The organism is Paraburkholderia sp. BL6665CI2N2 (assembly GCF_004366535.1).
In the GTDB taxonomy this organism is placed as follows: domain Bacteria; phylum Pseudomonadota; class Gammaproteobacteria; order Burkholderiales; family Burkholderiaceae; genus Paraburkholderia.
Genome location: NZ_SORC01000001.1, coordinates 5,167,671 through 5,191,423, shown reverse-complemented (window position 1 = coordinate 5,191,423; position 23,753 = coordinate 5,167,671). Strand labels below are relative to the sequence as shown.

At 62.4% G+C, this 23,753-nt stretch carries 20 protein-coding genes; 15 read left to right on the top strand and 5 right to left on the bottom strand.

Annotation, left to right across the window (positions count from 1 at the left end; translation table 11 throughout):
* The first annotated feature begins 11 nt into the window (after positions 1-11).
* The 10 genes from murD (at position 12) to lpxC (ending at position 11,625) form a co-directional block, all read left to right on the top strand.
* A complete protein-coding gene (gene murD, locus B0G81_RS23200) occupies positions 12-1,526 on the top strand; it encodes a UDP-N-acetylmuramoyl-L-alanine--D-glutamate ligase (RefSeq protein ID WP_134138453.1) in 1,515 nt (504 codons plus the stop codon).
* On the top strand, positions 1,523-2,800 hold the full coding sequence (gene ftsW, locus B0G81_RS23195) for a putative lipid II flippase FtsW (protein ID WP_116118342.1): 1,278 nt from the start codon (positions 1,523-1,525) through the stop codon (positions 2,798-2,800). Before murD ends, ftsW begins: the two co-directional genes overlap by 4 nt.
* Positions 2,797-3,915, top strand: coding sequence for an undecaprenyldiphospho-muramoylpentapeptide beta-N-acetylglucosaminyltransferase (gene murG / locus B0G81_RS23190; RefSeq protein ID WP_134138452.1), 1,119 nt, complete (start codon positions 2,797-2,799; stop codon positions 3,913-3,915). The genes ftsW and murG overlap by 4 nt, the downstream gene beginning before the upstream one ends.
* Positions 3,912-5,315, top strand: a complete 1,404-nt coding sequence (gene murC, locus B0G81_RS23185) for a UDP-N-acetylmuramate--L-alanine ligase (RefSeq protein ID WP_116118340.1) — start codon at positions 3,912-3,914, stop codon at positions 5,313-5,315. Before murG ends, murC begins: the two co-directional genes overlap by 4 nt.
* Before the next feature lies 1 nt (position 5,316).
* Positions 5,317-6,258, top strand: a complete 942-nt coding sequence (locus B0G81_RS23180; RefSeq protein ID WP_116118339.1) for a D-alanine--D-alanine ligase — start codon at positions 5,317-5,319, stop codon at positions 6,256-6,258.
* Between the two features lie 24 nt (positions 6,259-6,282).
* Positions 6,283-7,035, top strand: coding sequence for a cell division protein FtsQ/DivIB (locus B0G81_RS23175; protein WP_106285166.1), 753 nt, complete (start codon positions 6,283-6,285; stop codon positions 7,033-7,035).
* Between the two features lie 27 nt (positions 7,036-7,062).
* Positions 7,063-8,295: a cell division protein FtsA gene (gene ftsA, locus B0G81_RS23170; protein ID WP_007180311.1), complete on the top strand. Its 1,233-nt coding sequence runs from the start codon at positions 7,063-7,065 to the stop codon at positions 8,293-8,295.
* Between the two features lie 154 nt (positions 8,296-8,449).
* Positions 8,450-9,646 (top strand): cell division protein FtsZ, encoded by a 1,197-nt coding sequence (ftsZ, locus tag B0G81_RS23165; protein ID WP_012434416.1) that lies wholly within the window; start codon positions 8,450-8,452, stop codon positions 9,644-9,646.
* Between the two features lie 269 nt (positions 9,647-9,915).
* Positions 9,916-10,419 carry a peroxiredoxin gene (locus B0G81_RS23160; protein ID WP_012434415.1) on the top strand — a complete coding sequence of 168 codons (504 nt, stop codon included), beginning with the start codon at positions 9,916-9,918 and terminating at the stop codon, positions 10,417-10,419.
* A 288-nt stretch (positions 10,420-10,707) separates the two neighbouring features.
* Entirely contained in the window at positions 10,708-11,625 is a 918-nt protein-coding gene (gene lpxC / locus B0G81_RS23155; protein WP_106285167.1) for a UDP-3-O-acyl-N-acetylglucosamine deacetylase, read from the top strand.
* A 71-nt stretch (positions 11,626-11,696) separates the two neighbouring features.
* On the opposite strand, the gene B0G81_RS23150 is transcribed toward lpxC, so the two are convergent.
* Positions 11,697-12,182 carry a DciA family protein gene (locus tag B0G81_RS23150; protein ID WP_041758585.1) on the bottom strand — a complete coding sequence of 162 codons (486 nt, stop codon included), beginning with the start codon at positions 12,180-12,182 and terminating at the stop codon, positions 11,697-11,699.
* Between the two features lie 1,218 nt (positions 12,183-13,400).
* Here B0G81_RS23150 and ltrA point away from each other — a divergent pair.
* The 5 genes from ltrA to mutT all read left to right on the top strand — a co-directional run bounded on the left by ltrA (position 13,401) and on the right by mutT (position 20,851).
* Positions 13,401-15,101, top strand: a complete 1,701-nt coding sequence (gene ltrA / locus B0G81_RS23140; protein WP_134138451.1) for a group II intron reverse transcriptase/maturase — start codon at positions 13,401-13,403, stop codon at positions 15,099-15,101.
* Positions 15,102-15,303: 202 nt separating this feature from the next.
* Positions 15,304-18,114, top strand: a complete 2,811-nt coding sequence (secA, locus tag B0G81_RS23135) for a preprotein translocase subunit SecA (RefSeq protein ID WP_134138450.1) — start codon at positions 15,304-15,306, stop codon at positions 18,112-18,114.
* A 149-nt stretch (positions 18,115-18,263) separates the two neighbouring features.
* The gene (gene argJ / locus B0G81_RS23130; RefSeq protein WP_134138449.1) at positions 18,264-19,505 is read left to right on the top strand and encodes a bifunctional glutamate N-acetyltransferase/amino-acid acetyltransferase ArgJ; all 1,242 of its coding nucleotides are present in this window, start codon (positions 18,264-18,266) and stop codon (positions 19,503-19,505) included.
* A 42-nt stretch (positions 19,506-19,547) separates the two neighbouring features.
* A complete protein-coding gene (locus tag B0G81_RS23125) occupies positions 19,548-20,417 on the top strand; it encodes an ATP-binding protein (protein WP_134138448.1) in 870 nt (289 codons plus the stop codon).
* A gap of 8 nt (positions 20,418-20,425) precedes the next feature.
* Positions 20,426-20,851, top strand: coding sequence for an 8-oxo-dGTP diphosphatase MutT (gene mutT, locus B0G81_RS23120; RefSeq protein ID WP_116118335.1), 426 nt, complete (start codon positions 20,426-20,428; stop codon positions 20,849-20,851).
* A gap of 80 nt (positions 20,852-20,931) precedes the next feature.
* Here mutT and yacG read toward each other — a convergent pair whose 3' ends face one another.
* The 4 genes from yacG to B0G81_RS23100 form a co-directional block, all read right to left on the bottom strand.
* Positions 20,932-21,129 (bottom strand): DNA gyrase inhibitor YacG, encoded by a 198-nt coding sequence (gene yacG / locus B0G81_RS23115; RefSeq protein ID WP_106285173.1) that lies wholly within the window; start codon positions 21,127-21,129, stop codon positions 20,932-20,934.
* Positions 21,130-21,252: 123 nt separating this feature from the next.
* The gene (gene zapD, locus B0G81_RS23110; RefSeq protein ID WP_106285174.1) at positions 21,253-22,008 is read right to left on the bottom strand and encodes a cell division protein ZapD; all 756 of its coding nucleotides are present in this window, start codon (positions 22,006-22,008) and stop codon (positions 21,253-21,255) included.
* A gap of 194 nt (positions 22,009-22,202) precedes the next feature.
* Positions 22,203-22,805 (bottom strand): dephospho-CoA kinase, encoded by a 603-nt coding sequence (gene coaE / locus B0G81_RS23105; RefSeq protein ID WP_134138447.1) that lies wholly within the window; start codon positions 22,803-22,805, stop codon positions 22,203-22,205.
* 3 nt (positions 22,806-22,808) lie between these two features.
* Entirely contained in the window at positions 22,809-23,750 is a 942-nt protein-coding gene (locus tag B0G81_RS23100; protein WP_116118333.1) for an A24 family peptidase, read from the bottom strand.
* Positions 23,751-23,753: the final 3 nt, after the last annotated feature.

The following is a 23,753-nucleotide window of genomic DNA, read 5'->3' as shown; positions in this document are numbered from 1 at the left end:
GGAAGCAGGCGATGTTCGGCGAGAAGTTTCGGGATCGGCAAAAGCCGATGGTGCTCGTGCTGGGACTGGGTGAATCCGGTCTTGCAATGGCGCGCTGGTGCGCGCGGCACGGCTGTCGGCTGCGTGTGGCCGATACGCGTGAAGTACCGCCGAACCTGCCCGCGCTGGAAGCGCACGGCATCGACGCCGCGTTCGTCGGCGGCCCGTTTTCGCCGGTGTTGCTCGAAGGTGTCGAACTCGTCGCCATTAGCCCCGGCCTGTCGCCGTTTGCCGCCGATCTGTTGCCGCTGATCGAAGCTGCGCGCGAGCAGGGCATCCCCGTGTGGGGCGAACTCGAACTGTTCTCGCAAGCGCTGAAGTCGCTTGGCGAAAGCGGCTACGCTCCGAAGGTCATCGCGATTACCGGCACCAACGGCAAGACCACGACGACGAGCCTGACCGGCCTGCTGTGCGAGCGCGCCGGCAAGAAGGTCGCGGTGGCGGGCAACATCAGCCCGTCGCTGCTCGACAAACTCGCCGAAGCGATCGACAACACCGCGTTGCCCGACGTGTGGGTACTGGAACTGTCGAGCTTCCAGTTGGAAACGGCGCACACGTTCTCGCCGGATGCGGCGGTCGTGTTGAACATCACGCAGGATCATCTGGACTGGCACGGCGGTTTGGACGCATACGCCGCCGCGAAGGGCCGCATCTTCGGTGCGCAGACCGTGCGCGTGCTGAATCGCGACGACTCGCGTGTCATGAAGCTCGCGCCCGCGGAAGATAGCGAAGCCGAGATGGTCACGTTCGGCGTCACCGAGCCGAAGAACGACGGCGACTACGGTCTGCTGCGCGATAACGGCATGATCTGGCTTGTAGAGGCGCACGATCGCGACGCGAGCGACGAACCCGTGCCGAAGCGCCGTCGCAAGAACGAAGTGGTCACGCCGCCGAACATCGCGTTGAAGCGTTTGATGCCCGCGGACGCCTTGCGCATTCGTGGCCTGCACAACGCCGCCAACGCGCTCGCCGCTTACGCACTCGCACGCGCGGTCGGTCTGCCGGGCGCGCCGCTGTTGCACGGACTGCGCGAATATCGCGGCGAGCCGCATCGCGTGGAATTAATCGCGTCGATCGACGGTGTCGACTATGTGGACGACAGCAAGGGCACCAACGTCGGCGCGACGGTGGCCGCGCTCGACGGGCTCGCACAGCGCATCGTGCTGATCGCCGGCGGCGACGGCAAGGGTCAGGATTTCGAACCGCTCGCCGCGCCGGTCATGCGCTGGTGCCGCGCCGTGATGCTGATCGGCCGCGACGCGCCGCAGATTCGCGCCGCGCTGGAAGAAACCGGCATTGCTATGACAGATCACGCGACGCTCGAAGAAGCGACGCGCGCCGCGACCGCGCTCGCTGAGCCGGGCGATGCCGTACTGCTCTCGCCGGCTTGCGCGAGCTTCGACATGTTCAAGGGTTACGCGCACCGCGCCGCGGTATTCCGCAGCACGGTAGAAGACATCGCGGCCGAACGGGGGACGATGATATGAGCTGGTCGGAACGTTTCGGTTCGCGCCAGGCCGCTGGCGGCGATGCGGGTGGTTCGGGCGGCGCGGCTCGCGTCGGTGGCCGCACGGGCGGCAGTGGTCTTGCGAGCGCCGTCAACGGCGTGCGTCCGCTGCGCTCGCGCATGCTCGACTACGATCACTCGCTGCTGTGGGTGGTCGTCGCGCTGCTCGGTCTGGGCGTGGTGATGGTGTATTCGGCGTCGATCGCCATGCCCGATTCGCCGAAGTACGCGTCGTACCGCGATTACGCGTTCCTCGTGCGCCAGATCATCTTCGTGGTGATGGGCTCGGTGATCGGCATCGTGTCGTTCCGGATTCCGATCGCGACATGGGACAAGTACGCGCCAAAGCTGTTTCTGATCTCGCTGTTCGCGCTGGTGATCGTGCTGATCCCGCACGTCGGCAAGGGCGTGAACGGTGCGCGCCGCTGGATTCCGCTCGGCATCACGAACATGCAGCCGTCGGAAATCATGAAGCTCGCGGTGACGATTTACGCGGCGAACTACACGGTGCGCAAACAGGAATACATGCACAGCTTCGCCAAAGGCTTTTTGCCGATGGCGGTCGCCGTGGGTCTCGTCGGCGCGTTGCTGCTGCTCGAACCGGACATGGGCGCGTTCATGGTGATCGCGGCGATCGCAATGGGCGTGCTGTTTCTCGGCGGCGTGAACGGCAAGCTGTTCGGCGGCCTGGTGGCAACCGCGGTTGGCACGTTCAGTTTGCTGGTGTGGGCGTCGCCGTGGCGTCGTGAACGGATTTTCGCGTACCTCGATCCGTGGGACGACCGTTACGCGCAGGGCAAGGCTTATCAATTGACGCACTCGCTGATCGCGTTCGGTCGCGGCGAGTGGTTCGGCGTGGGTCTCGGCGGCAGCGTCGAGAAACTCAACTATCTGCCGGAAGCGCATACCGACTTCATCCTCGCGGTGATCGGCGAGGAACTGGGTTTTGTCGGCGTGCTGGTCGTGATCCTGATGTTCTACTGGATCGTGCGCCGCTCGTTCGAGATCGGCCGTCAGGCGCTCGCACTCGACCGCACGTTCGCGGGCCTGGTGGCGAAAGGCGTCGGCATCTGGTTCGGCGCGCAGACCTTCATCAACATGGGCGTGAACCTCGGCTTGCTGCCGACCAAGGGTCTCACGTTGCCGCTAGTCAGTTATGGCGGCTCCGGAATTGTTTTGAACTGCGTCGCTGTTGCCGTGTTGATGCGTGTGGATTACGAAAATCGTGTGCTGATGCGCGGAGGGAAAGTATGACCGCTCTGCCGCAACGCACGCTGATGGTGATGGCCGGCGGCACCGGGGGACACGTGTTCCCGGGGCTTGCGGTCGCTCATCTGATGCAGGCGTGGGGCTGGAAGGTCGTATGGCTCGGCAATCCCGCGGGCATGGAAGCGACGCTGGTGCCGAAGCACGGCATCCCGATGGAATACGTGCGCTTCGGCGGCGTGCGCGGCAAGGGCCTGAAACGCAAGCTGATGCTGCCGCTGAATCTGCTGCGTGCCTGCACGCAAAGTCTCTCCGTGCTGCGTCGCGTGAAGCCGGACGTCGTGCTCGGCATGGGCGGCTACATCACGTTTCCGGCCGGCTTGATGACCGCGTTGAGCGGCCGTCCGCTGGTGCTGCATGAACAGAATTCGATTGCCGGTCTCGCGAACAAGGTGCTCGCGAAAGTCGCTAAACGCGTGCTGGTTGCGTTTCCGAATGCACTGCCGCACGGCGAATGGACGGGAAATCCGATTCGTGAGGAACTTGCGCGCGCGATTGCACCCAAAGCACGCTACGCGCAACGCAGCGGTCCGTTGAATGTGCTCGTCGTGGGCGGCAGTCTGGGCGCCGCGGCGTTGAATGAAGTCGTGCCGCGCGCGGTGGCCTTGCTCGCGTCGAACGAACGGCCGCGCATCGTGCATCAGGCGGGCGCGAAGCATATTGAAGCGCTGCGCGAGAACTACGCGGCAGCAGGTCTGCAAGCAGGCGCCGACGTCGAACTCGTGCCGTTCATCGACGACATGACGAGCGCTTATGCGCAAGCGGACCTGGTGATTTGCCGGTCCGGCGCAATGACGGTGTCCGAGATTTCAGCAGTAGGCGTGGCGGCGTTCTTCGTGCCGTTCCCGTATGCAGTAGACGATCACCAAACCACTAATGCAGCGTTCCTCGCCGACAACGGCGCGGCGCTGGTCGTGCAGCAACGCGATCTGTCGGCGGAAACCCTCGCTGACTGGTTGCGCAGCCAGACGCGAGCAACCCTCGCGGAGATGGCGGAGCGTTCGCGCTCGCTCGCGAAACCCGACGCCACGGAACAGGTCGCGCAGATTTGCGCGACCGTGGCGGGTTCGATTTCGGGCGCGAGCCCAGAAGGAAAGCAATGAAACACATCGTCAAACACATTCACTTTGTCGGCATCGGTGGTGTCGGCATGAGCGGCATCGCGGAGGTGCTGGTCAACCTCGGCTATCAGGTGAGCGGCTCGGATCTCACGAGCAACGCAATCACCGATCGCCTCGCCGCACTCGGCGCGCGGATTGCGATCGGCCACGCGGCGGAGAACATCGAAGGCGCGAACGCGGTGGTCGTTTCCACCGCGGTGCGCAGCGACAACCCGGAAGTGCTGGCCGCGCGTCATCGCCGCATTCCGATCGTGCCGCGCGCGGTGATGCTCGCGGAACTGATGCGCCTGAAGCAGGGCATCGCGATTGCCGGTACGCACGGCAAGACCACGACCACCTCGCTGGTGGCGAGCGTGCTCGCGGCGGGCGGTCTCGATCCGACCTTCGTGATCGGCGGCCGGCTCATCAGCGCGGGCGCGAATGCGCGCCTCGGCACGGGCGACTTCATCGTCGCGGAAGCCGACGAGTCGGATGCGTCGTTCCTGAATCTGTTTCCGGTGATCGAAGTCATCACGAACATCGACGCGGATCACATGGACACCTACGGCCACGACTTCGCGCGGCTTAAGCAGGCGTTCATCGAATTCACGCACCGGCTGCCGTTCTATGGGATCGCGGTGTTGTGCGTCGACGATCCGAACGTGAAGGAAATCCTGCCGTTCGTGTCGAAGCCGATCATTCGCTACGGCTTCGCGCCAGATGCGCAGGTGCGCGCGGTCAACGTGAAAGCGCGTGACGGCAAGATGCATTTCACGGCCATGCGCGAAGACGCGGCGCCGATCGACATCGTCTTGAACCTGCCGGGCGAGCACAACGTACAGAATGCTTTGGCCGCAATTGCAATTGCGACTGAACTTGAAGTGAAAGATGCCGATATCCAGCGAGCGCTGGCGGATTTCAACGGCGTGGGCCGACGCTTCCAGCGCTACGGCGAAGTGCCGGTCGTCAGCGAAGGCAAAGCGAGTGGCGCGTACACGTTGGTGGACGACTACGGTCATCACCCGGTCGAAATGGCGGCCACGGTGGCGGCGGCGCGCGGCGCATTTCCGGGCCGCCGTCTGGTGCTGGCGTTCCAGCCGCACCGCTTCACGCGCACGCGTGATTGCTTCGAGGATTTTGTGAAAGTGCTGTCCACCGTCGACGCGCTCGTGCTGACCGAGGTCTATTCGGCCGGCGAGTCGCCGATCGTCGCTGCGGACGGCCGCGCGTTGGCGCGTGCGCTGCGTGTGGCGGGCAAGGTCGAGCCGGTATTTGTCGATACGGTGGATGAAGTGCCGGACGCGCTCTCAGCAGTGGTGCGCGACGGCGATGTGGTGATCACGATGGGCGCGGGTTCGATCGGCGGTGTGCCGGGTCGCCTCGCGCAGGAAACGAAGGTGTGAAATGAGCAGTATCGACCCCAAACAATTCGGCAAAGTGGCAGTACTGCTCGGTGGTAATTCCGCCGAGCGCGAGGTCTCGCTCAATTCCGGCCGCCTCGTGCTGCAAGGTCTGCGCGACGCCGGCGTGGACGCGCATCCGTTCGATCCGGCCGAGCGTCCGCTCGCCGCATTGAAGGAAGAAGGCTTTGTGCGTGCGTTCAACGCGCTGCATGGCGGTTACGGCGAGAACGGCCAGATTCAGGGCGCGCTCGACTTTTACGGCATTAAGTACACCGGCAGTGGCGTGCTCGGCTCGGCGCTCGGTCTGGACAAGTTCCGCACCAAGCTCGTGTGGCAGCAACTCGGCATTCCGACGCCGCCATTCGAAGCGGTACTGCGCGGCGACGACTACGAAGCGCGCTCGAAAGACATCGTCGCGAAGCTCGGTTTGCCGCTCTTCGTGAAACCGGCGAGCGAAGGTTCGAGCGTCGCGGTGATCAAGGTGAAGAGCGCCGGCGCGCTGCCCGCCGCGCTGATCGAAGCGGTCAAGTACGACAAGATCGTCGTGGTCGAAAAGAGTATTGAAGGCGGCGGCGAATACACCGCGTGCATAGCCGGCAATCTGGATTTGCCGGTGATCCGCATCGTGCCGGCCGGCGAGTTCTACGACTATCACGCGAAGTACATCGCGAACGACACGCAGTATCTGATCCCGTGCGGTCTGGCGGCGGACGAGGAAGCGCGCCTGAAAGTGCTGGCGCGCCGTGCCTTCGACGTGCTCGGCTGCACCGACTGGGGCCGCGCGGATTTCATGCTCGACGCCGACGGCAATCCGTATTTCCTCGAAGTGAACACGGCGCCTGGCATGACCGATCACTCGCTGCCGCCGAAAGCGGCGCGTGCGGTGGGCATCAGCTATCAGGAACTGGTTGTCGGCGTGTTGGCGCTGACGCTGCAGGACTAACCGGGACGACCCGAAAGCAACACCATGTGGAACAACGTTCGCCAGCTCAATTTTGCCGCCAACACATTGCATGTGTTGCTGGTGCTCGTGCTGCTGGCGGCAGGCGGTTACTGGCTGATCCAGCGCCCGAATTTCGCGCTGCGCGAAATCCAGATCGACGGCGATACCGAACACATCAATTCGCCGACGGTGCGCGCGGGTGTGGTGGGGCGCTTGAAGGGCAACTTTTTTACGGTGGATCTCGACGTGGCGCGTCAGGCGTTCGAGCAGATGCCGTGGGTACGTCATGCGAGCGTGCGGCGCGTCTGGCCGAATGCACTGGCTGTCACGCTGGAAGAGTACAAACCGCTGGGAACGTGGGGCAGCGATCAGTTGGTGAGCGTCGACGGCGAGCTGTTCACCGCGAACCAGGGCGAGCTCGAAGAAGATCTGCCCGCCTTCGACGGTCCGGACGGTACGGCAAAAGAGGTGGTCGCGCGGTATCACGACTTCCAGAAATGGTTTGCGCCGTTGGGCGCGACGCCTGAAGAAGTGACGCTGTCGCCGCGCTACGCGTGGACGGTGAAGCTCTCGAACGGCACGCAGGTGGAACTTGGGCGCGAACGCAATCAGGACACGCTGCTCGATCGGAGCAAACGTCTGAGCGCGGCGTGGAGCGCGGTGACGCAACGTTGGGGAAAGGATATCGAGTATGCGGACTTGCGCTATCCGAACGGTTTCGCGATTCGCGCGGCAGGGATGCGCTTTATCACCGAACCCGACAAGGGCAAGAAGTAAACGGACATCACACGCAATGAGCACGCTATGAGTAAAGACTATAAAGATCTGCTGGTCGCCCTCGACATTGGGACGTCGAAGGTCGTGGCCATCGTCGCCGAGTTGAAGGGCGAAGGTCACTACGAGGTGATCGGCCTCGGCCAGAGCGAATCAAAGGGGCTCAAGAAAGGCGTGGTGGTGAATATCGAGGCCACCGTGCAGTCCATTCAGCGCGCGCTCGAAGAAGCCGAACTGATGGCCGACTGCAAGATCACCAACGTATTTACCGGGATTGCCGGCAGCCATATCCGCAGCTTCAACTCGAGCGGCATGGTGGCGATCAAGGAGAAGGAAGTCACGCAGACGGACGTGGCGCGCGTGATCGAAACGGCGAAGGCGATCAACATCCCGACCGATCAGCAGGTGCTGCATATCCTGACGCAGGAATTCATCATCGACGGTCAGGAAGATGTGCGCGAGCCGATCGGCATGAGCGGCATTCGCCTGGAAGTGAAGGTGCATATCGTTACCGGCGCGGTGAGCGCGGCGCAGAACATCGTGAAGTGCGTGCGCCGCTGCGGGCTCGAAGTGAACGATCTGATTTTGCAGCCGCTGGCGTCGTCGCTGGCGGTGCTGACGGAAGACGAGAAAGAACTCGGCGTGGTGCTGGTCGATATCGGCGGCGGCACGACTGATATTGCGATTTTCAGCGAAGGCGCGATCCGTCATACGGCGGTGATTCCGATCGCCGGCGACCAGATCACGAGCGACATCGCGATGGCGCTGCGCACGCCGACGCCGGACGCGGAAGACATCAAGGTGGATTACGGCATCGCCAAGCAGGCGCTGGCCGATCCGGACGAAATGATCGAAGTGCCGGGTCTCGGCGAGCGCGGTCCGCGCACGCTGTCGCGCCAGGCGCTGGCGGCGGTGGTCGAGCCGCGCGTCGAAGAACTGTTTTCGCTCGTGCAGCAGGTGGTGCGCGAGTCGGGTTACGAGGAACTGCTGAGCTCCGGCGTGGTGCTGACCGGCGGCGCGTCGATGATGCTCGGCATGGTCGAACTGGGTGAGGACATTTTCCTGAAGCCGGTGCGTATCGGCGTGCCGGAATATGCGGGCGGTCTGGCTGACGTAGTGCGCAATCCGCGCTACTCGACGGCGATGGGCCTGCTCGTCGAAGGACGCTCGCAACGCATGCGCGGCCGCAAGGTCGCGGTGCAGTCGGGCTCGATGGGACAGGTGTTCACGCGCATGAAGGACTGGTTCCTCGGCAACTTCTAAAGCATTCGCTGTATCGCTGCACAGAACGGGTTTTCGAACAGGTTTCAAAAAAATACGCGCTGGTGCCGGCGGCCGGCGCGCGACAGGCGGTTGCCCGATCTCCTGCCGAATAACGGCCGAAGTGGCTGCAAATTTTTATCTTGACGGAGGCATCATGGATTTCCAAATGCTGGAAACCGAAACGAACGGCACCATCATCAAGGTGGTCGGAGTAGGTGGCGCTGGCGGCAATGCTGTTCAGCACATGATCAACAAAGGCGTGCAAGGCGTCGACTTCATCGTGATGAACACGGACGCGCAGGCTTTGTCGCGTTCGCGCGCCACCGCGGTGATCCAGCTCGGCAACACGGGTCTGGGCGCCGGCGCCAAGCCGGAAATGGGCCGCGCCGCAGCGGAAGAAGCACGTGAGCGCATCGCCGACGCACTGCGCGGCGCGCACATGGTCTTCATCACGGCCGGCATGGGCGGCGGCACGGGCACGGGCGCAGCACCCGTGGTCGCGCAGATCGCTAAAGAAATGGGTATCTTGACCGTCGGCGTGGTCAGCAAGCCGTTCGAATTCGAAGGCGGCAAGCGGATGCGCGTGGCAGAAGCCGGTTCGCAGCAACTGGAGGATCACGTCGACTCGCTGATCGTCGTTCTGAACGACAAGCTGTTCGAGGTGATGGGCGATGACGCCGAGATGGACAAGTGCTTCCAGTGCGCAGACGACGTTCTGAATAACGCAGTTGCCGGCATCGCGGAAATCATCAACGTCGACGGTCTGGTGAACGTCGACTTCGAAGACGTGAAGACGGTGATGGGCGAGCAGGGCAAGGCGATGATGGGCACGGCGACGGTTGCGGGCGTCGATCGCGCGCGTCTGGCTGCTGAGCAGGCTGTGGCCAGCCCGCTGCTGGAAGGTGTGGATCTGTCGGGCGCGCGTGGCGTGCTGGTGAACATCACGTCGAGCCGTTCGCTGCGTCTGTCGGAAACGCGCGAAGTGATGAACACGATCAAGAGCTACGCCGCAGAAGACGCGACCGTGATTTTCGGCGCCGTGTACGACGATGCAATGGGCGACGCGCTGCGCGTGACGGTCGTGGCAACGGGCCTGGGCCGTGCGGCCAAGAAGCAGCAATCGGCACCGATGACGCTGCTGCGCACCGGCACCGACAACCAGCCGATCAGTGCACACGCTGCTTACGCACCGCAGTCGTCGCACGCCAGCACCGCCGACTACGGCGCACTGGACACGCCGGCCGTGTGGCGCACGTCGCGCGATACGGCCGCGTCGCATGTGCAGGCGTTGCAGGAAAAGGGCGTCGACACGTACGACATTCCGGCATTCCTGCGCAAGCAGGCGGACTGAGCGCACGGGCAGGCTTTCGTTGCGGCGCTGCGAGTCGGACAGCAGTGCGGCGCTGGCGGACGAATGCACGAGCGTGGCGGGTGAACGGCGAACAAGTCGCGTATCTTTGAAGATTCGCGACAAGGACAAGTGCCCTCTTCGGATTCGCGAAGCGGATTGGGCGACTGTCGCCGGACGGCGGAGCATGCAGTGGTTGGTGCCCACGCCGGATTTTTCACTGCGACACGACGACGTGCGAGCGTGCTTCGCATCGATGCAAAGGACTGAGCATGATTCAGGCAGGTGACAAGCTGCCCGACGCGACGCTCTTCGAGTTGATCGAAGACGAGCGGGCGGGCTGCACGATCGGGCCTAACAGCTTCGACGTGCGCGAGCAGACGGCGGGCAAGCGTGTGGTGATCTTCGGATTGCCGGGCGCGTTCACGCCAACCTGTTCGGCCAAACATGTACCGGGTTATGTCGAGCACGCCGAGCAGTTGCGCGCTCTTGGCATCGACGAGATCTGGTGCGTGTCCGTCAACGACGCGTTCGTAATGGGCGCGTGGGGACGCGATCAGCACGCCTCGGGCAAGGTGCGCATGATGGCGGACGGCAGTGCGGCTTTCACGCGAGCGCTCGGTCTCGAGCAGGATTTGTCGGCGCGCGGCATGGGAATCCGTTCCCAGCGCTACGCGATGGTGGTCGACGACGGCGTGGTCAAGACGTTGAACGTCGAGGCTGCCGGCAAATTCGAAGTCAGCGATGCAGGGAGTATTCTCGCTACGTTGAGCTAGGCACGCTGGCGTCGTGGCCTTCGCCACAGGCACGCGCGGTTGGCGCGTTGTGCTTGGGCAACGGTCGATAAGACGCTTTTGTGACAGGCCGTTACGCGGGCCGATGACCGGAAACGCCTCCGTTCCGGGGCATCGGCCCGTCACGCTTTCCTGACGGGCCCCCAAGGGTAATGCAGCGAAACAGATTGATACGTTCCGCGGAAAGACGCTCCTTAGGGTATTGGAGTATAATTCGTGCTATGGAATAAAAAGTCCCGATTGGGATTTTCAATCGAATAGAAGATCACCATGCTGAAGCAGCGCACTATCAAACAAATCGTCAAGACAGTCGGCATTGGCCTGCACTCGGGCCGCAAAGTCGAACTGACGCTCCGTCCGGCCGGGCCGGACACGGGCATTGTGTTTTCGCGCGTGGACCTCGCCACGCCGGTGGACATTCCTGCGTCGGCGATGGCGATTGGCGATACGCGTCTGGCTTCCGTGTTGCAGAAAGACGGCGCGCGCGTCTCGACCATCGAGCATTTGATGTCCGCCTGCGCCGGTCTCGGCATCGACAACCTGTATGTCGACGTCACCGCCGAAGAAATCCCGATCATGGACGGCAGTGCCGGTTCATTCGTGTTTCTGATTCAGTCGGCGGGTATTGAAGAACAGAACGCGGCGAAGAAATTCATCAAGGTCACCAAGCCGGTCGAAATTCGTGACGGCGATAAATTCGCGCGTCTCGACCCGTACTTTGGTTTCAAGCTCAAGTTCACGATCGATTTCCGTCACCCGGCTGTGGATAAAACCGGCCAGGCGCTGGAAGTGGATTTTGCCAATACGTCGTACGTGCGCGAAATCGCGCGCGCCCGCACCTTCGGTTTTGCGCATGAAGTGGAAATGATGCGCGAACTGGGTCTGGCGCGTGGCGGCAGCATGGACAACGCGATCGTGCTGGACGAGTACCGCATTCTGAATAATGACGGCCTGCGCTACGACGACGAGTTCGTGAAGCACAAGATGCTCGACGCGATCGGCGACCTGTATGTGGTCGGCCATCCGTTGCTGGCGGCGTATGACGCATACAAATCGGGCCACGGCCTGAACAACGCGCTGCTGCGCGAACTGCTGGCGCACGAAGATTCGTACGAAATCGTCACCTTCGACGACACGCAGAAGGCGCCGCGCGGTTTTGCCTACGAAACGCAGACGGCTTTTGCCTGACGCCTTCGGGTGAAATTTCCGAAGCGAGCGCATGAAAAGTAAGCGGCCCAGTCGGGCCGCTTTTCTTTTGCCTAGCGATTTCTCCGATGCCGGGCCGCCATTTTCGCCAGCGCTTCCTGTAACGGCGACGGCGCCAGCGACTCGCTCAGCGCGTGGAGCGCATCAGCGCCGGCTGGCGTCATGCGCGCCTGTTTGACCGGCGGCGGTTCCTTCACAGCCTGCGGCCGCACGCGAATCCGCAGCGAATTCACCGGCCAACCGCGCTGCTGCAGATCCGCCAGCAGCCGCGGCTCCAGATGCCGCAGCCGCGCCGCCAGCGCGTTATGGCCGGCGAACAGGGCGAGCACGCCTTCCTTGATAAAGCTGGGTTCGACGCTCGTCGCCAGATAGTCCGGCAGCAGCGCGCGCAGATCCTTCTCCAACGCCGCAATCTGCTCGACGCCCGCGCGCAGGGCCGCGAACGCGTCCGTGCGATTGAGCACCTCGGCGACCGGCTGCGGGCGGCGCGCCTTGAACTGCTGGGGCGGCGGCCTTGAAAAGGAAGGAAAACGGCTCATGTTCGATGGGTCACGGCGTGTCCGCGCCCTATGCGCGTTCACGCCGCGATTGTACCGCGCAGGACGCACGCGGGCCCGCCTCGATGCGGACTGCCGGAGCGCGCTGCGGCGGGCTTCCGATGCCCTGCCGCCGTCTCGCTGCTGACATAAGCGCGGGCGGGGGCGCGTGCTAAAATGCGCGATTCGGTGCGACACGCACGCTCGTGTCCGGCTGCTCCACGTTACGGAGCATCGACTAGAGGGTTATTGAGGTAACTCACCATGCCCTCCGCAGGCGGCCCCCTTGTGGGCCGCACTTTAGGAAGCGGATGCAACCCTATGGGAAGCATCCTTGTAGTGAAATTGGAAACCGGAGCAATCAGCCGGGAACCTTGTTGCATGGGCTTGATTACCGTCAGGTCCCGCCCAGTCAGCGGCTTCACCTCCGCCGACAGGGCGGGGTGATGTTTGCAATTCCCGAGCCTTCGGGCAACGGTTTCGCTAAACGATACGAGCGAAAGCTCGGTGTGTCATTGTTCGACCTCGTTTGTTGGAAGACGAGGGTAGTGAACCTGCTGTACGACCAGCAGTAGCCTAGGAAGACATGCGTCACTGGCAACGGTGGGGTGTGAAGCTCTTCTGACAATGTAGCCCCCGGACGTTTCGGGCAGATTGGTTCCGCGAGGAGGCGGTCTGGATACTCCTAGCAGCAAGGGGGTAAGGCGCTAGGCTGGCTGATAGGGTTAACGGAAGTGAACTGCTGATAAACCTCGTTAGCATTGTGTGCCAAAGCTGCTGATAGGCACTAACCAAAAGGTATGCGGTTGGATAGCCCGCTCGAATCTCGGGTTACGTCGTTCGTGATACCGCCGGGGAATAGGCAGAACCTAAGTCAGTCGTGTGACATGCCGGGAACGTGGTAAGCCTGTATGGTTGCCAGCGCAGTAAGGCTGGCAGGCGAACCGCAAGGGACGCTGTTGATTGTGCAGGTATGGGAGGACGGAAAAAGCGAAAGCCGGGCTGTAATGGTTCGGATAGGGGTTGGAACATCACCCCACGCGAAAGCGGGCAGACTTCCGTCTGGTCTACCGTCGCAAGACGGCTGACTACCCTCTGTAACTTGGTCAGATGCAGGTGCATGCGCCTGCATTGAGTTTTGTTGTTCCCCAGCGGGGTGTATCTACCCCGCTGGGGGAGATGCGCCTTCTGTCTGGGGACTTTTCCAGGTAGGAGAGCAGCATGAAAGTATCTGGTCGGAAGACTGGATCTGCGCTTTCCCACGCGCCGGACAACTGGCACGCCGTAGATTGGCGACGGGTTGAGCGGAACGTGAGAGGGATGCAGATTCGAATTGCGAAGGCGACGCGGGAAGGCGACTGGCGCAGGGTGAAAGCCCTGCAACGGATGCTAACTCGCACGTTGTCTGCAAAGCTGTATGCGGTACGACGTGTTACGCAAAACCAGGGTGCGCGAACGGCTGGAGTCGATCGCGAGCTATGGGATTCGCCTGAAAGCCGGTGGGAAGCCATCGGCAGGTTGAAGCGGCGCGGATACAAGCCTCTGCCATTACGGAGAGTCTTTATCCCCAAGGCAAATGGGAAGGAACGTCCACTGGGCATTCCGACCATGCGGGACAGGGCGATGCAAGCTCTGTATCTGCTGGCCTTGGAGCCAGTGTCGGAATCGACGAGCGACCTGAACTCTTACGGGTTCCGGTTGAATCGTTCGACAGCCGACGCGATGTCCCAAATCCGCGTCTGTATGTCCCAAGAGGCCTCGGCCAAGTGGGTGCTAGAAGCGGATATCAAGGGGTGCTTCGACCACATCAGTCATGACTGGTTGGAAACCAATGTCCCGATGGACAGAGGAATCCTCCGGAAATGGTTGAAGGCCGGCCTGATTTATCAAGGCCGGCTACGGGCGACTGAGGCCGGTACGCCGCAGGGAGGCATCATCTCCCCGACGTTGGCTAACGTAACGCTGAACGGGCTGGAACGAGAACTGGCGGTGCATCTCGGTGCAAAACTGGGGATCATGAAAGCCCGAAGGCTGAAGGTAAATGTGGTGCGGTACGCGGACGACTTCGTGATAACCGGTGACTCGAAAGAGATACTGGAGCAAGAGGTCCGACCTTGGGTGGAGGCATTCCTTGCGGTTCGAGGGTTGCAGTTATCGGAGGAAAAGACGCGGATCACTCACATTGACGACGGCTTTGATTTCCTTGGGTGGAATTTCCGGAAGTACTCGGGAAAAATGCTCATCAAACCGAGCAAAAAGAACGCGAAAGCGTTCTACAGCAAGGTGGCGGAAACGATTAGCAGCAACAAGACGGTGAAGCAGGAGGAGATGATCCGACTGCTAAACCCAATGTTGCGCGGATGGGCGCAGTATCACCATCCGGTTACGGCCAAAAAGGCGTACACCCGCATGGAGCATCTGGTGTTCCGGAGGCTCTGGTGGTGGTCCAAGCGGCGACATCCGCGAAAGAGCAGCAGTTGGGTGCGACAGAAGTACTTCCACTCAATCGACGCTCGACAGTGGGTGTTCGCGGTCCGGACGGTTCGAGACGATGGCAGTTGGGGCCTGATGGAGTTGTACCAACTCAGCGGTACGGCGATCAGGAGACACAAGAAGATCCAAGGAGAGTTCAATCCCTTTGATCCGAAGTGGGAGCAATATGGCGAGCAACTGCGGCAGACGCGTCTGTGGGATTCGATGCGCTACCGGAAACAGTGGGCAAAGCTGTACATGTCGCAGAGCGGGTTGTGTGCGCACTGCGGCTGTGCCTTGACGGACGAAACAGGCTGGCACGACCATCATCTGGAATATCGGATGCATGGCGGGTCAGACAAGTTGTCCAACCGGGTCTTGCTTCACCCGCACTGTCACCAGCAGGTACACGTTGGTAAACTTGTAGTAACTAAGCCGGTTCTGTCGTAGACAGAACTTTGTTTGTAGATTTGAGCCGTATGCGGGGAAACTCGCACGTACGGTTCTCGGGGGGGCCGATCTTCGTAAGAAGGTCGGGCTACCCGACAATTCACTCTTGGACTAAGCCGCCGAGGCCCTTCCGACCCCGGAGCGCGCGTGCACGAACTGCACGCCGCGACCCAGCCGAAGCCGCGACGCAGACACCGATCCGATGACCACCGGTTTTCTACAGAAGATTTTTGGCAGCCGCAACCAGCGGCTAGTCAAGCAATATCAAAAGACCGTCACGGCGATCAATGCGCTCGAACCGCAGATCGAGCAATTGACGGACGATCAACTGCGCGCCAAAACGGGTGAATTCCGCCAGCGCGTCGCGAGCGGCGAATCGCTCGACAAGCTCCTGCCGGAAGCCTTCGCGGTGTGCCGCGAGGCCAGCAAGCGGGTGCTGAAAATGCGCCACTTCGACGTGCAGCTGATCGGCGGCATGGTTCTGCACTACGGCAAGATCGGCGAAATGCGCACCGGCGAGGGCAAGACGCTCGTCGCCACGCTGCCGGTGTACCTGAACGCGCTGTCCGGCCGCGGCGTGCACGTGGTTACGGTCAACGACTACCTCGCCCAGCGCGACGCCGAGTGGATGGCGCGCCTGTACAACTTCCTCGGTCTGTCGGTGGGCATCAATCTGTCGCAGATGGATCACGGCGCGAAGCAGGAAGCCTACGCGGCGGACATCACGTATGGCACCAACAATGAATTCGGCTTCGACTACCTGCGCGACAACATGGTCTACGAGACCGACGCGCGCGTCCAACGAGCCCTGAATTTCGCGGTGGTCGACGAGGTCGACTCGATCCTGATCGACGAAGCCCGTACCCCGCTGATCATCTCCGGCCAGGCCGAAGATCACACCGACCTGTACGTGCGCATGAATGCGCTGCCGCCGCTGCTCGAGCGGCAGATCGGCGAAGAGAAAGCGGACGGCACCGGCGTCGAAAAGCCAGGCGACTATACGCTGGATGAAAAAGGCCGCCAGGTGTTCCTGACGGAATCGGGCCACGAAAAGGCGGAGCGTCTGCTCGCCGAGTGGGGCCTGATCGGCGACGGCGAAAGCCTGTACGCGCCGCAGAACATCACGCTGATGCACCACGTGTACGCCGCGCTGCGCGCCCACACGCTGTTCTTCAAGGATCAGCACTACGTGGTGCAGAACGGCGAAGTGGTGATCGTGGACGAATTCACCGGCCGTCTGATGTCGGGCCGCCGCTGGTCGGACGGGCTGCACCAGGCTGTCGAGGCGAAGGAACACGTCAAGATCCAGAGCGAGAACCAGACGCTCGCGTCGATCACGTTCCAGAACTACTTCCGCATGTACGCGAAGCTGTCCGGCATGACCGGCACGGCGGATACGGAAGCATTCGAATTCAACGAGATCTATGGTCTCGAAACGGTCGTGATCCCGACCAACCGTCCGCCCAAGCGGATCGACAAGCAGGATCAGATCTACAAGACGGCCAAGGAACGCTACGACGCGGTAATCCGCGACATTCGCGATTGCTACGAGCGCGGTCAGCCGGTACTGGTCGGTACGACGTCGATCGAAAACTCCGAGTTGCTGTCGCATCTGCTGAAGCAGGCCGGTCTGCCGCACGAAGTGCTGAACGCCAAGCAGCACGCGCGTGAAGCCGAGATCGTCGCCGAAGCCGGCCGTCCGAAGCGCATCACGATCGCCACCAACATGGCCGGTCGCGGTACCGACATCGTGCTCGGCGGCAACGCGGAAAAGCAGGCGTCGTTCCTCGAGCTGGACGAAACGCTGGCTGAAGACGACAAGCAACGCCGCATCCAGAAGCTGCACGACGAATGGCAAGCGCTGCACGATCAGGTGAAGGCCGCGGGCGGTCTGCACATTATCGGCACCGAGCGCCACGAATCGCGCCGGATCGACAATCAGCTGCGCGGCCGTGCCGGCCGTCAGGGCGACCCGGGTTCGTCGCGCTTCTATTTGTCGCTGGAAGATCCGCTGCTGCGCATTTTCGCCGGCGATCGCGTGCGCGCGATCATGGACCGCCTGAAGATGCCCGAAGGTGAGGCGATCGAGGCGGGCATCGTCTCTCGCTCGATCGAATCGGCGCAGCGCAAGGTGGAAGCGCGCAACTTCGACGTGCGCAAGCAATTGCTCGAATACGACGATGTGTCGAACGATCAGCGCAAGGTGATTTACCAGCAGCGCAACGAATTGCTCGAAGCGAATGACATCACCGAAACGATCGGCGCGATGCGTCAGAGCGTGATCGCCGATATCGTTCATCAGTTCGTGCCGGCGGGCAGCATCGAAGAGCAGTGGGACGTGCCCGAATTGGAAGAGGTGCTGCGCAACGAATGGCAGCTCGACCTCGCGATCCAGGAAATGATCAACGAGTCGAACTCGATCAGCGCGGACGAGATTCTCGAAGCGGTCGAAGCCGCCGCGGACGAAGCCTACGAAGCGAAGGTCGAACTGGTCGGCCGCGAATCGTTCAGCGCATTCGAGCGCTCGATCATGCTGCAAACGCTGGATCGCAGCTGGCGCGAACATCTGGCCGCGCTCGATCACTTGCGTCAGGGCATCCATCTGCGTGGCTATGCGCAGAAGAATCCGAAGCAGGAATACAAGCGTGAGGCGTTCGAACTGTTCGCCGCCATGCTCGACGCCGTGAAGCTCGAAGTCACCCGCGTGGTGATGAACGTGCAGATCCAGTCGCCGGAACAGTTGGAACAGGCTGCTGAACAGCTCGAAGAGCAAGGCGGGCACCTTGAAAACGTCGAGTTCCGCCACGCCGAATTCGCCGAAGCGGCCGCCGCAGCGCCTGTTGCCGCGGAAGCAGCCACCGCCGCCATGATCGGCGAAGCCATGAGCCACGGTTCGTCGCATACGGCAGCAGCGAACATGAGCGCGGACAACGTGCCGAAGGTCGGCCGTAACGACCCGTGCCCGTGCGGCAGCGGCAAGAAGTACAAGCAGTGCCACGGCAAGATCGTGTAATGCCGAAGGCGGCGCGCTGAGAGGCGCGCCGCGTCGTTTCAGGCGGTAGGTTGCCTCGATTTCGCGGTGGTCCGGCAACAAGCCCGGACCATCAGTTCCGTTTCCCCGATGCCGGCGCCTGCCGGCATTTTCTTCGACAGGTCGCGACCATGGCTGTCAATTTCCCCTCGATCGATCCCGCTCAACTCTATCCCGTCGCCGGCGTTTCGCTCGGCTGGGCGGAGGCGAACATCCGCAAGCCGAACCGCAAGGACGTGCTCGTCATTTCCGTGGGCGAAGGCGCCACGGTGGGCGGCGTGTTCACGCAGAACCGTTTTTGCGCGGCGCCCGTCACGGTGTGCCGTGAGAATCTGGAACGCGTGCGCGCCGGCGGCAAGCCGATTCGCGCGCTGGTGATCAACACCGGCAACGCGAACGCGGGCACGGGTGAGCCGGGCCTCGTGGCGGCGCGCGAAACCTGCGCCGAACTCGCGCGTCTCGCGGACATTACGCCGGAACAGGTGCTGCCGTTTTCGACGGGCGTGATTCTGGAGCCGCTGCCGGTCGATCGTTTGAAAGCGGGTTTGCCGGCCGCGCTGGCGAACCGCAAGGAAGCGAACTGGTACGACGCCGCGCAGGCGATCATGACCACGGACACGCTGCCCAAGGCCACGTCGCGCCAGGTGACGATCGAGGGCCACACGGTCACGCTGACCGGCATTAGCAAGGGCGCCGGCATGATCAAGCCGAACATGGCGACCATGCTCGGCTTCCTCGCATTCGACGCCGCCGTCTCCCAGCCCGTGCTCGACGCGCTCGTCAAGCACGTGGCGGATCGCTCGTTCAACTGCATCACGATCGATGGCGATACGTCGACCAACGATTCGTTCATCCTGATCGCGTCGGGCAAATCGAGCTTGCCGGCGATCACGTCCACCGATTCGCCCGCTTACGCAGCGCTGCGCGACGCGGTGACCGAAGTCGCCCAGACCCTCGCGCAGCTGATCGTGCGCGACGGCGAAGGCGCGACCAAATTCATGACCGTGCAAGTGGAAGGCGGCTCGAGCGTCGGCGAATGCCGCCAGATCGCCTATGCGATCGGCCACTCGCCGCTCGTGAAAACGGCCTTCTATGCATCGGATCCGAATCTCGGCCGCATTCTCGCGGCCATCGGCTATGCCGGCGTGGACGATCTCGACGTCGGCAAGATCGATCTGTATCTGGACGACGTGCTGGTCGCGACTGCCGGCGGCCGCAATCCGGCCTACCGTGAAGAAGACGGCCAGCGCGTCATGAAAAAGAGCGAGATCGGCATTCGTGTCGTACTCGGCCGCGGCGATGCGCAAGCCACGATCTGGACTTGCGATCTGTCGCACGACTACGTGAGCATCAACGCCGACTATCGTTCGTAACCGGGTTCATTACGCGGCCTGAAGGCCGCTTATTTCACAGCCATGGATAAACTCGAACAGTTTCTGACCCGGGCCGAAGCCGTGCTCGTCCGCCTCGAAGCGATGCTTCCGCCCGCTTCGCCCGATATCGACTGGTCGGCGGCAGTGGCCTTCCGCTGGCGCAAGCGCCAGGGGCGCGGCTACCTGCAGCCGGTGCCGGCCATCTCGGCGATCACGCTCGACGACCTGCAGAACATCGATCGCCAGAAAGGCCTGATCGAGCAGAACACGCGTCAATTCGTCCACAAGCAGCCGGCCAATAACGTGTTGCTGACAGGCGCGCGCGGCACCGGCAAGTCGTCGCTGATCAAGGCGTGTCTGAATGCGTACGCGAAAGACGGGCTACGTCTGATCGAAGTGGATAAGGACGATCTGCACGACCTCGGCGATATCGTCGACCTGATCGCGCAGCGGCCGGAGCGCTTCGTGGCGTTCTGCGACGACCTCTCGTTCGAAGATGGCGAGTCGGGCTACAAGGCGTTGAAGGTCGCGCTCGACGGCTCGATCGCCGCGCAATCGGACAACGTGCTGATTTATGCGACGTCGAATCGCCGCCATCTGTTGCCCGAATACATGAGCGACAACGAGACGTACAAGCACACGTCCGACGGCGAGATTCATCCCGGTGAGCTGGTCGAAGAAAAGATATCCCTGTCCGAGCGCTTCGGTTTGTGGGTCAGCTTCTATCCGTTCAAGCAGGATGACTACCTGTCGATCATCAGCCACTGGCTGCGCCATTTCGGTTGCGACGACGCCGAAGTCGAAGCGGCGCGCGGCGATGCGCTGGTGTGGGCGCTCGAGCGCGGGTCGCGTTCGGGACGTGTCGCGTGGCAGTTCGCGCGCGACTGGTCCGGCCGCAAGACGTCGGCATGAGTGAGCGCATGAGCGACGACGTCGAGAAGAACGCCGCCGGCCGCAAGGTGACGCAAGTCGCGGTTGGCGTGCTGGTCCAGCCCGATGGGCGCTATCTGCTGGCGCAGCGCCCGGCCGGCAAGCCGTACGAAGGCTACTGGGAATTTCCGGGCGGCAAGCTGGAAGCGGGCGAATCAGTCGAAGCCGCGCTCGCTCGCGAGTTGCACGAGGAGTTGGGTATCGCGGTCGAGGCAAGCCATCTTTGGCATACGCTCGAACACGATTACCCGCACGCGTATGTGCGGCTCTTTTTCTGCAAGGTGACGCAGTGGTCCGGCGAGCCGCACGGCCGCGAAGGTCAGGCTTTTGTCTGGCAGACGCTGCCCGCGGACGTCGAGCCGCTGTTGCCGGCGACCATTCCCGTGCTGGAATGGCTCGCAGCCGAAAAGAGCTGAAGCGGAAAGAAAACGGCGCGCGACGTCAGGCGCTGCTTTAGCGCAGCGCCGATCGGCATGGCCCGGCCAGCGGGCCGCGCTCAATGCGGGGTGTAATCCCCGCCGGGCGTCTCGTCCGACGACGCTTCCTGCTCGTTCCCGCCGATCTTGTACTTCTCAGCGGCCCAGGCGCCGAGGTCGATCTGCTTGCAGCGATCGGAGCAGAAGGGGCGGAAGCGGTTTTCAGGTGTCCAGCGGACGTCCTTTCCGCATGTGGGGCATTTGACGACAGTAGGCATACGGTCAGGCAATCAATCGCAAACGGAACAAGTAACGAATATAGGGGCATTTCTCGCCGCTTTAAAGGCGTGCCCCACCGTTTCTGATTTAACAGGTGAACATGACAGGGTTGCGAGCGTGCCCTACAGGCTGCAAAGCGTAAGCTGGAAAGGAACGTCGACATCCACTGCACGCGGACGCAAATCGCCGTCCTGCACGGTGAAACGCACCCACAGCATGTACTTGTTCGCGCTGGCTTCGGGGATCACGCGCAATTCCGGTGCCACCCGCACTTGCATCAATTGATACGAACGGCCCGACAGCATCTGCTGATAGCTGCCCTGCATGGCCATGACCTTGGACGCCTGGCCGGACTCGCGCGCGAGCCGCAAGACGATGATGGCCGCGTCGCGCAGCGGCAGCAGCGGGGTCACCCACTTGGCGATGTCCTGGCGGCGCTGATCGGGATGAATCTGCTGCCAGGCGTAATAGGACGGCAAATCGAACTTGCAGGTGCCGCCCGGAATGATCGCGCGGCTGCGGATACTGGCTAGCCACTCGTTGTCTGCAAGATGCTGGCCGGTCTTGCCCTGCATCTGCGAAAGCCCCGCGAGTGTTTGCTCGATCTCGCCGAGTACGGCCTCAAGCGCGTTTTGTTCGATTCCCGGATTGCCGCGAAACGGCGCCAGCGTTTGCCGTTGGCGTTCGAGTTCTTTCATCAGATCCGACTTCAGATCCGCGCGGCCCGCAACCTCTGAGATTTCGAACAACGTTGTCAGTGCGACGTGATGTTCCCTGGCGTCTTCCTGAGTCAGAAAGAACGTGAAGCGCTCGAACAGATCTTCGAGGCGCAATAGCGTCCGGATTCGCTCGTTGAAGGGATACTCGTAAAGGATCAAGCGGGCTCGCCTCGGGCGTGGTCGGTGACGGGAATGCAGAACATTCTAATGCCGTGAGACTACCCTAGCAATCACGCACTTTTTCAGCACGCATTTGCAACTTTTTTCACGTGTTTCGGGCGGTTTTCAACGCACTTTTGGCACGCGCATCGCTGCGAAGTTCAACCGGGATTTGCCGAGTTGTCACGTCCGCGTCATGCGCTGGCGAGCGACAGATACACGCGATGCAGCGCGTCGACTTGCGACTCGAGCACGTCCAGCGGCGCGTTGTCGTTGTCGATTATGTCGTCGGCCGCGGCGAGGCGCGCTTCGCGTGTGGCCTGACGAGCGATGATCGCCAGCACCTGTTCGCGACTGAAATTATTGCGGCTCATCACACGCGAGATCTGCGTTTCAATGCTGCAGTCCACCGTCAGCACGCGATTCACGCGCGACTTCCACTTGCGGGATTCGACCAGCAGCGGTACTACGACGATCACATAAGGCCCTTGAGCCTCACGCTGCTCGCGTTCGGTTTCAGCGCGAATCAATGGATGCGTGATGCCTTCGAGGCGTTTGCGTGCGCTGTCGTCGCTGAATACGAGTGTGCGCATGGCGGCGCGGTCGAGTGAGCCGTCAGGCGCGACGAACTCCTCGCCGAACTCGGCGGCGATTGGCGGCATGGCGATGCCGTGCGGCGCGGTGATGCGGTGCGCGATCAGGTCGGTGTCGACGAGCGGCACGCCGTGCGCCGCAAACAGGTCGGCGACCGTCGATTTGCCGCTGCCGATGCCGCCGGTCAATCCCACAGCAAACATGCTTCAGCCTCCCAAAGCCAGATAAAGCGGTGTGCCGAGAAACAGCGTCAGCGCGCCGCCCGCCGCAAGGAACGGCCCGAAGGGCAGCGGCTCCTCGAAGCGCATGCGGCCGCGCCATGTTGCCAGCAGACCGACCACCGCGCCGCTCACCGCCGCGATCAGCACGATCTGCGGCAGCGCCGCCCAGCCGAGCCACGCGCCGAGCGCCGCCAGCAGTTTGAAATCGCCATAACCCATACCTTCAACGCCGCGGATGAGGAGAAATAACCAGTGCACGACCCACAGCACCAGATACCCGAAGATCGCGCCCAGCACCGCATCGTGCAAGTTCGTAAACATACCGTTGAAGTTGACGATGATGCCTGCCCACAGCAACGGCAGCGTCAGGGAGTCGGGCAGCAGATGCGTGTCGATGTCGATCGCGCTCATGGCGAGCAACGTGGCGCAAAGACCAAAGGCGGCGAGCGCCGTGACGGTTGGGCCGAACAACGCGAGTGCGCCCGCCGCGAACGCCGCACTGGCGATTTCGAGCAGCGGATAGCGCAGGCTCACGTGCGCCTTACATGCGGAGCAGCGGCCGCGTAGCAATAGATAGCTCAGTACCGGCAGGTTCTCCCATGCGCTCAACACGTGGCCGCAGTGAGGACAGGCGCTGCGCGGCACCCACAGGTTGTAGCGCGCCGGCAAGCCGTCTGCTTGCAGTGGTTGATCGGCGGCCTCGCTGACTTCAGCGCGCCAGGCGCGGTCGAGCATGATCGGCAGCCGATGCACGACGACGTTCAGGAAGCTGCCGATCACGAGGCCGAACACAATGGCGAACGTCATCTGCAGTGCTGTGGGCAGGCTGCCGAACGCCTGGCCGAGGCCGGTCGCGAAATGGTCGGGCAGCAAGCCCGACAGCAGGCTGGAAGAAGTGTCTGGCACGAATGGAAGAGTGGCCCGCATAGA

Bases quoted from the DNA above. Each gene is read 5' to 3' on its own strand.
- ftsA (WP_007180311.1), top strand. From the start codon at position 7,063: ATGAGTAAAGACTATAAAGATCTGCTGGTCGCCCTCGACATTGGGACG.
- B0G81_RS23160 (WP_012434415.1), top strand. From the start codon at position 9,916: ATGATTCAGGCAGGTGACAAGCTGCCCGACGCGACGCTCTTCGAGTTG.
- ftsW (WP_116118342.1), top strand. From the start codon at position 1,523: ATGAGCTGGTCGGAACGTTTCGGTTCGCGCCAGGCCGCTGGCGGCGAT.
- B0G81_RS23180 (WP_116118339.1), top strand. From the start codon at position 5,317: ATGAGCAGTATCGACCCCAAACAATTCGGCAAAGTGGCAGTACTGCTC.
- coaE (WP_134138447.1), bottom strand. From the start codon at position 22,805: ATGTTTGCTGTGGGATTGACCGGCGGCATCGGCAGCGGCAAATCGACG.
- argJ (WP_134138449.1), top strand. From the start codon at position 18,264: ATGGCTGTCAATTTCCCCTCGATCGATCCCGCTCAACTCTATCCCGTC.
- B0G81_RS23150 (WP_041758585.1), bottom strand. From the start codon at position 12,182: ATGAGCCGTTTTCCTTCCTTTTCAAGGCCGCCGCCCCAGCAGTTCAAG.
- secA (WP_134138450.1), top strand. From the start codon at position 15,304: ATGACCACCGGTTTTCTACAGAAGATTTTTGGCAGCCGCAACCAGCGG.
- mutT (WP_116118335.1), top strand. From the start codon at position 20,426: ATGAGCGACGACGTCGAGAAGAACGCCGCCGGCCGCAAGGTGACGCAA.
- murD (WP_134138453.1), top strand. From the start codon at position 12: ATGTTCGGCGAGAAGTTTCGGGATCGGCAAAAGCCGATGGTGCTCGTG.
- B0G81_RS23125 (WP_134138448.1), top strand. From the start codon at position 19,548: ATGGATAAACTCGAACAGTTTCTGACCCGGGCCGAAGCCGTGCTCGTC.
- murC (WP_116118340.1), top strand. From the start codon at position 3,912: ATGAAACACATCGTCAAACACATTCACTTTGTCGGCATCGGTGGTGTC.
- lpxC (WP_106285167.1), top strand. From the start codon at position 10,708: ATGCTGAAGCAGCGCACTATCAAACAAATCGTCAAGACAGTCGGCATT.
- ftsZ (WP_012434416.1), top strand. From the start codon at position 8,450: ATGGATTTCCAAATGCTGGAAACCGAAACGAACGGCACCATCATCAAG.
- murG (WP_134138452.1), top strand. From the start codon at position 2,797: ATGACCGCTCTGCCGCAACGCACGCTGATGGTGATGGCCGGCGGCACC.
- B0G81_RS23175 (WP_106285166.1), top strand. From the start codon at position 6,283: ATGTGGAACAACGTTCGCCAGCTCAATTTTGCCGCCAACACATTGCAT.
- B0G81_RS23100 (WP_116118333.1), bottom strand. From the start codon at position 23,750: ATGCGGGCCACTCTTCCATTCGTGCCAGACACTTCTTCCAGCCTGCTG.
- ltrA (WP_134138451.1), top strand. From the start codon at position 13,401: ATGAAAGTATCTGGTCGGAAGACTGGATCTGCGCTTTCCCACGCGCCG.
- yacG (WP_106285173.1), bottom strand. From the start codon at position 21,129: ATGCCTACTGTCGTCAAATGCCCCACATGCGGAAAGGACGTCCGCTGG.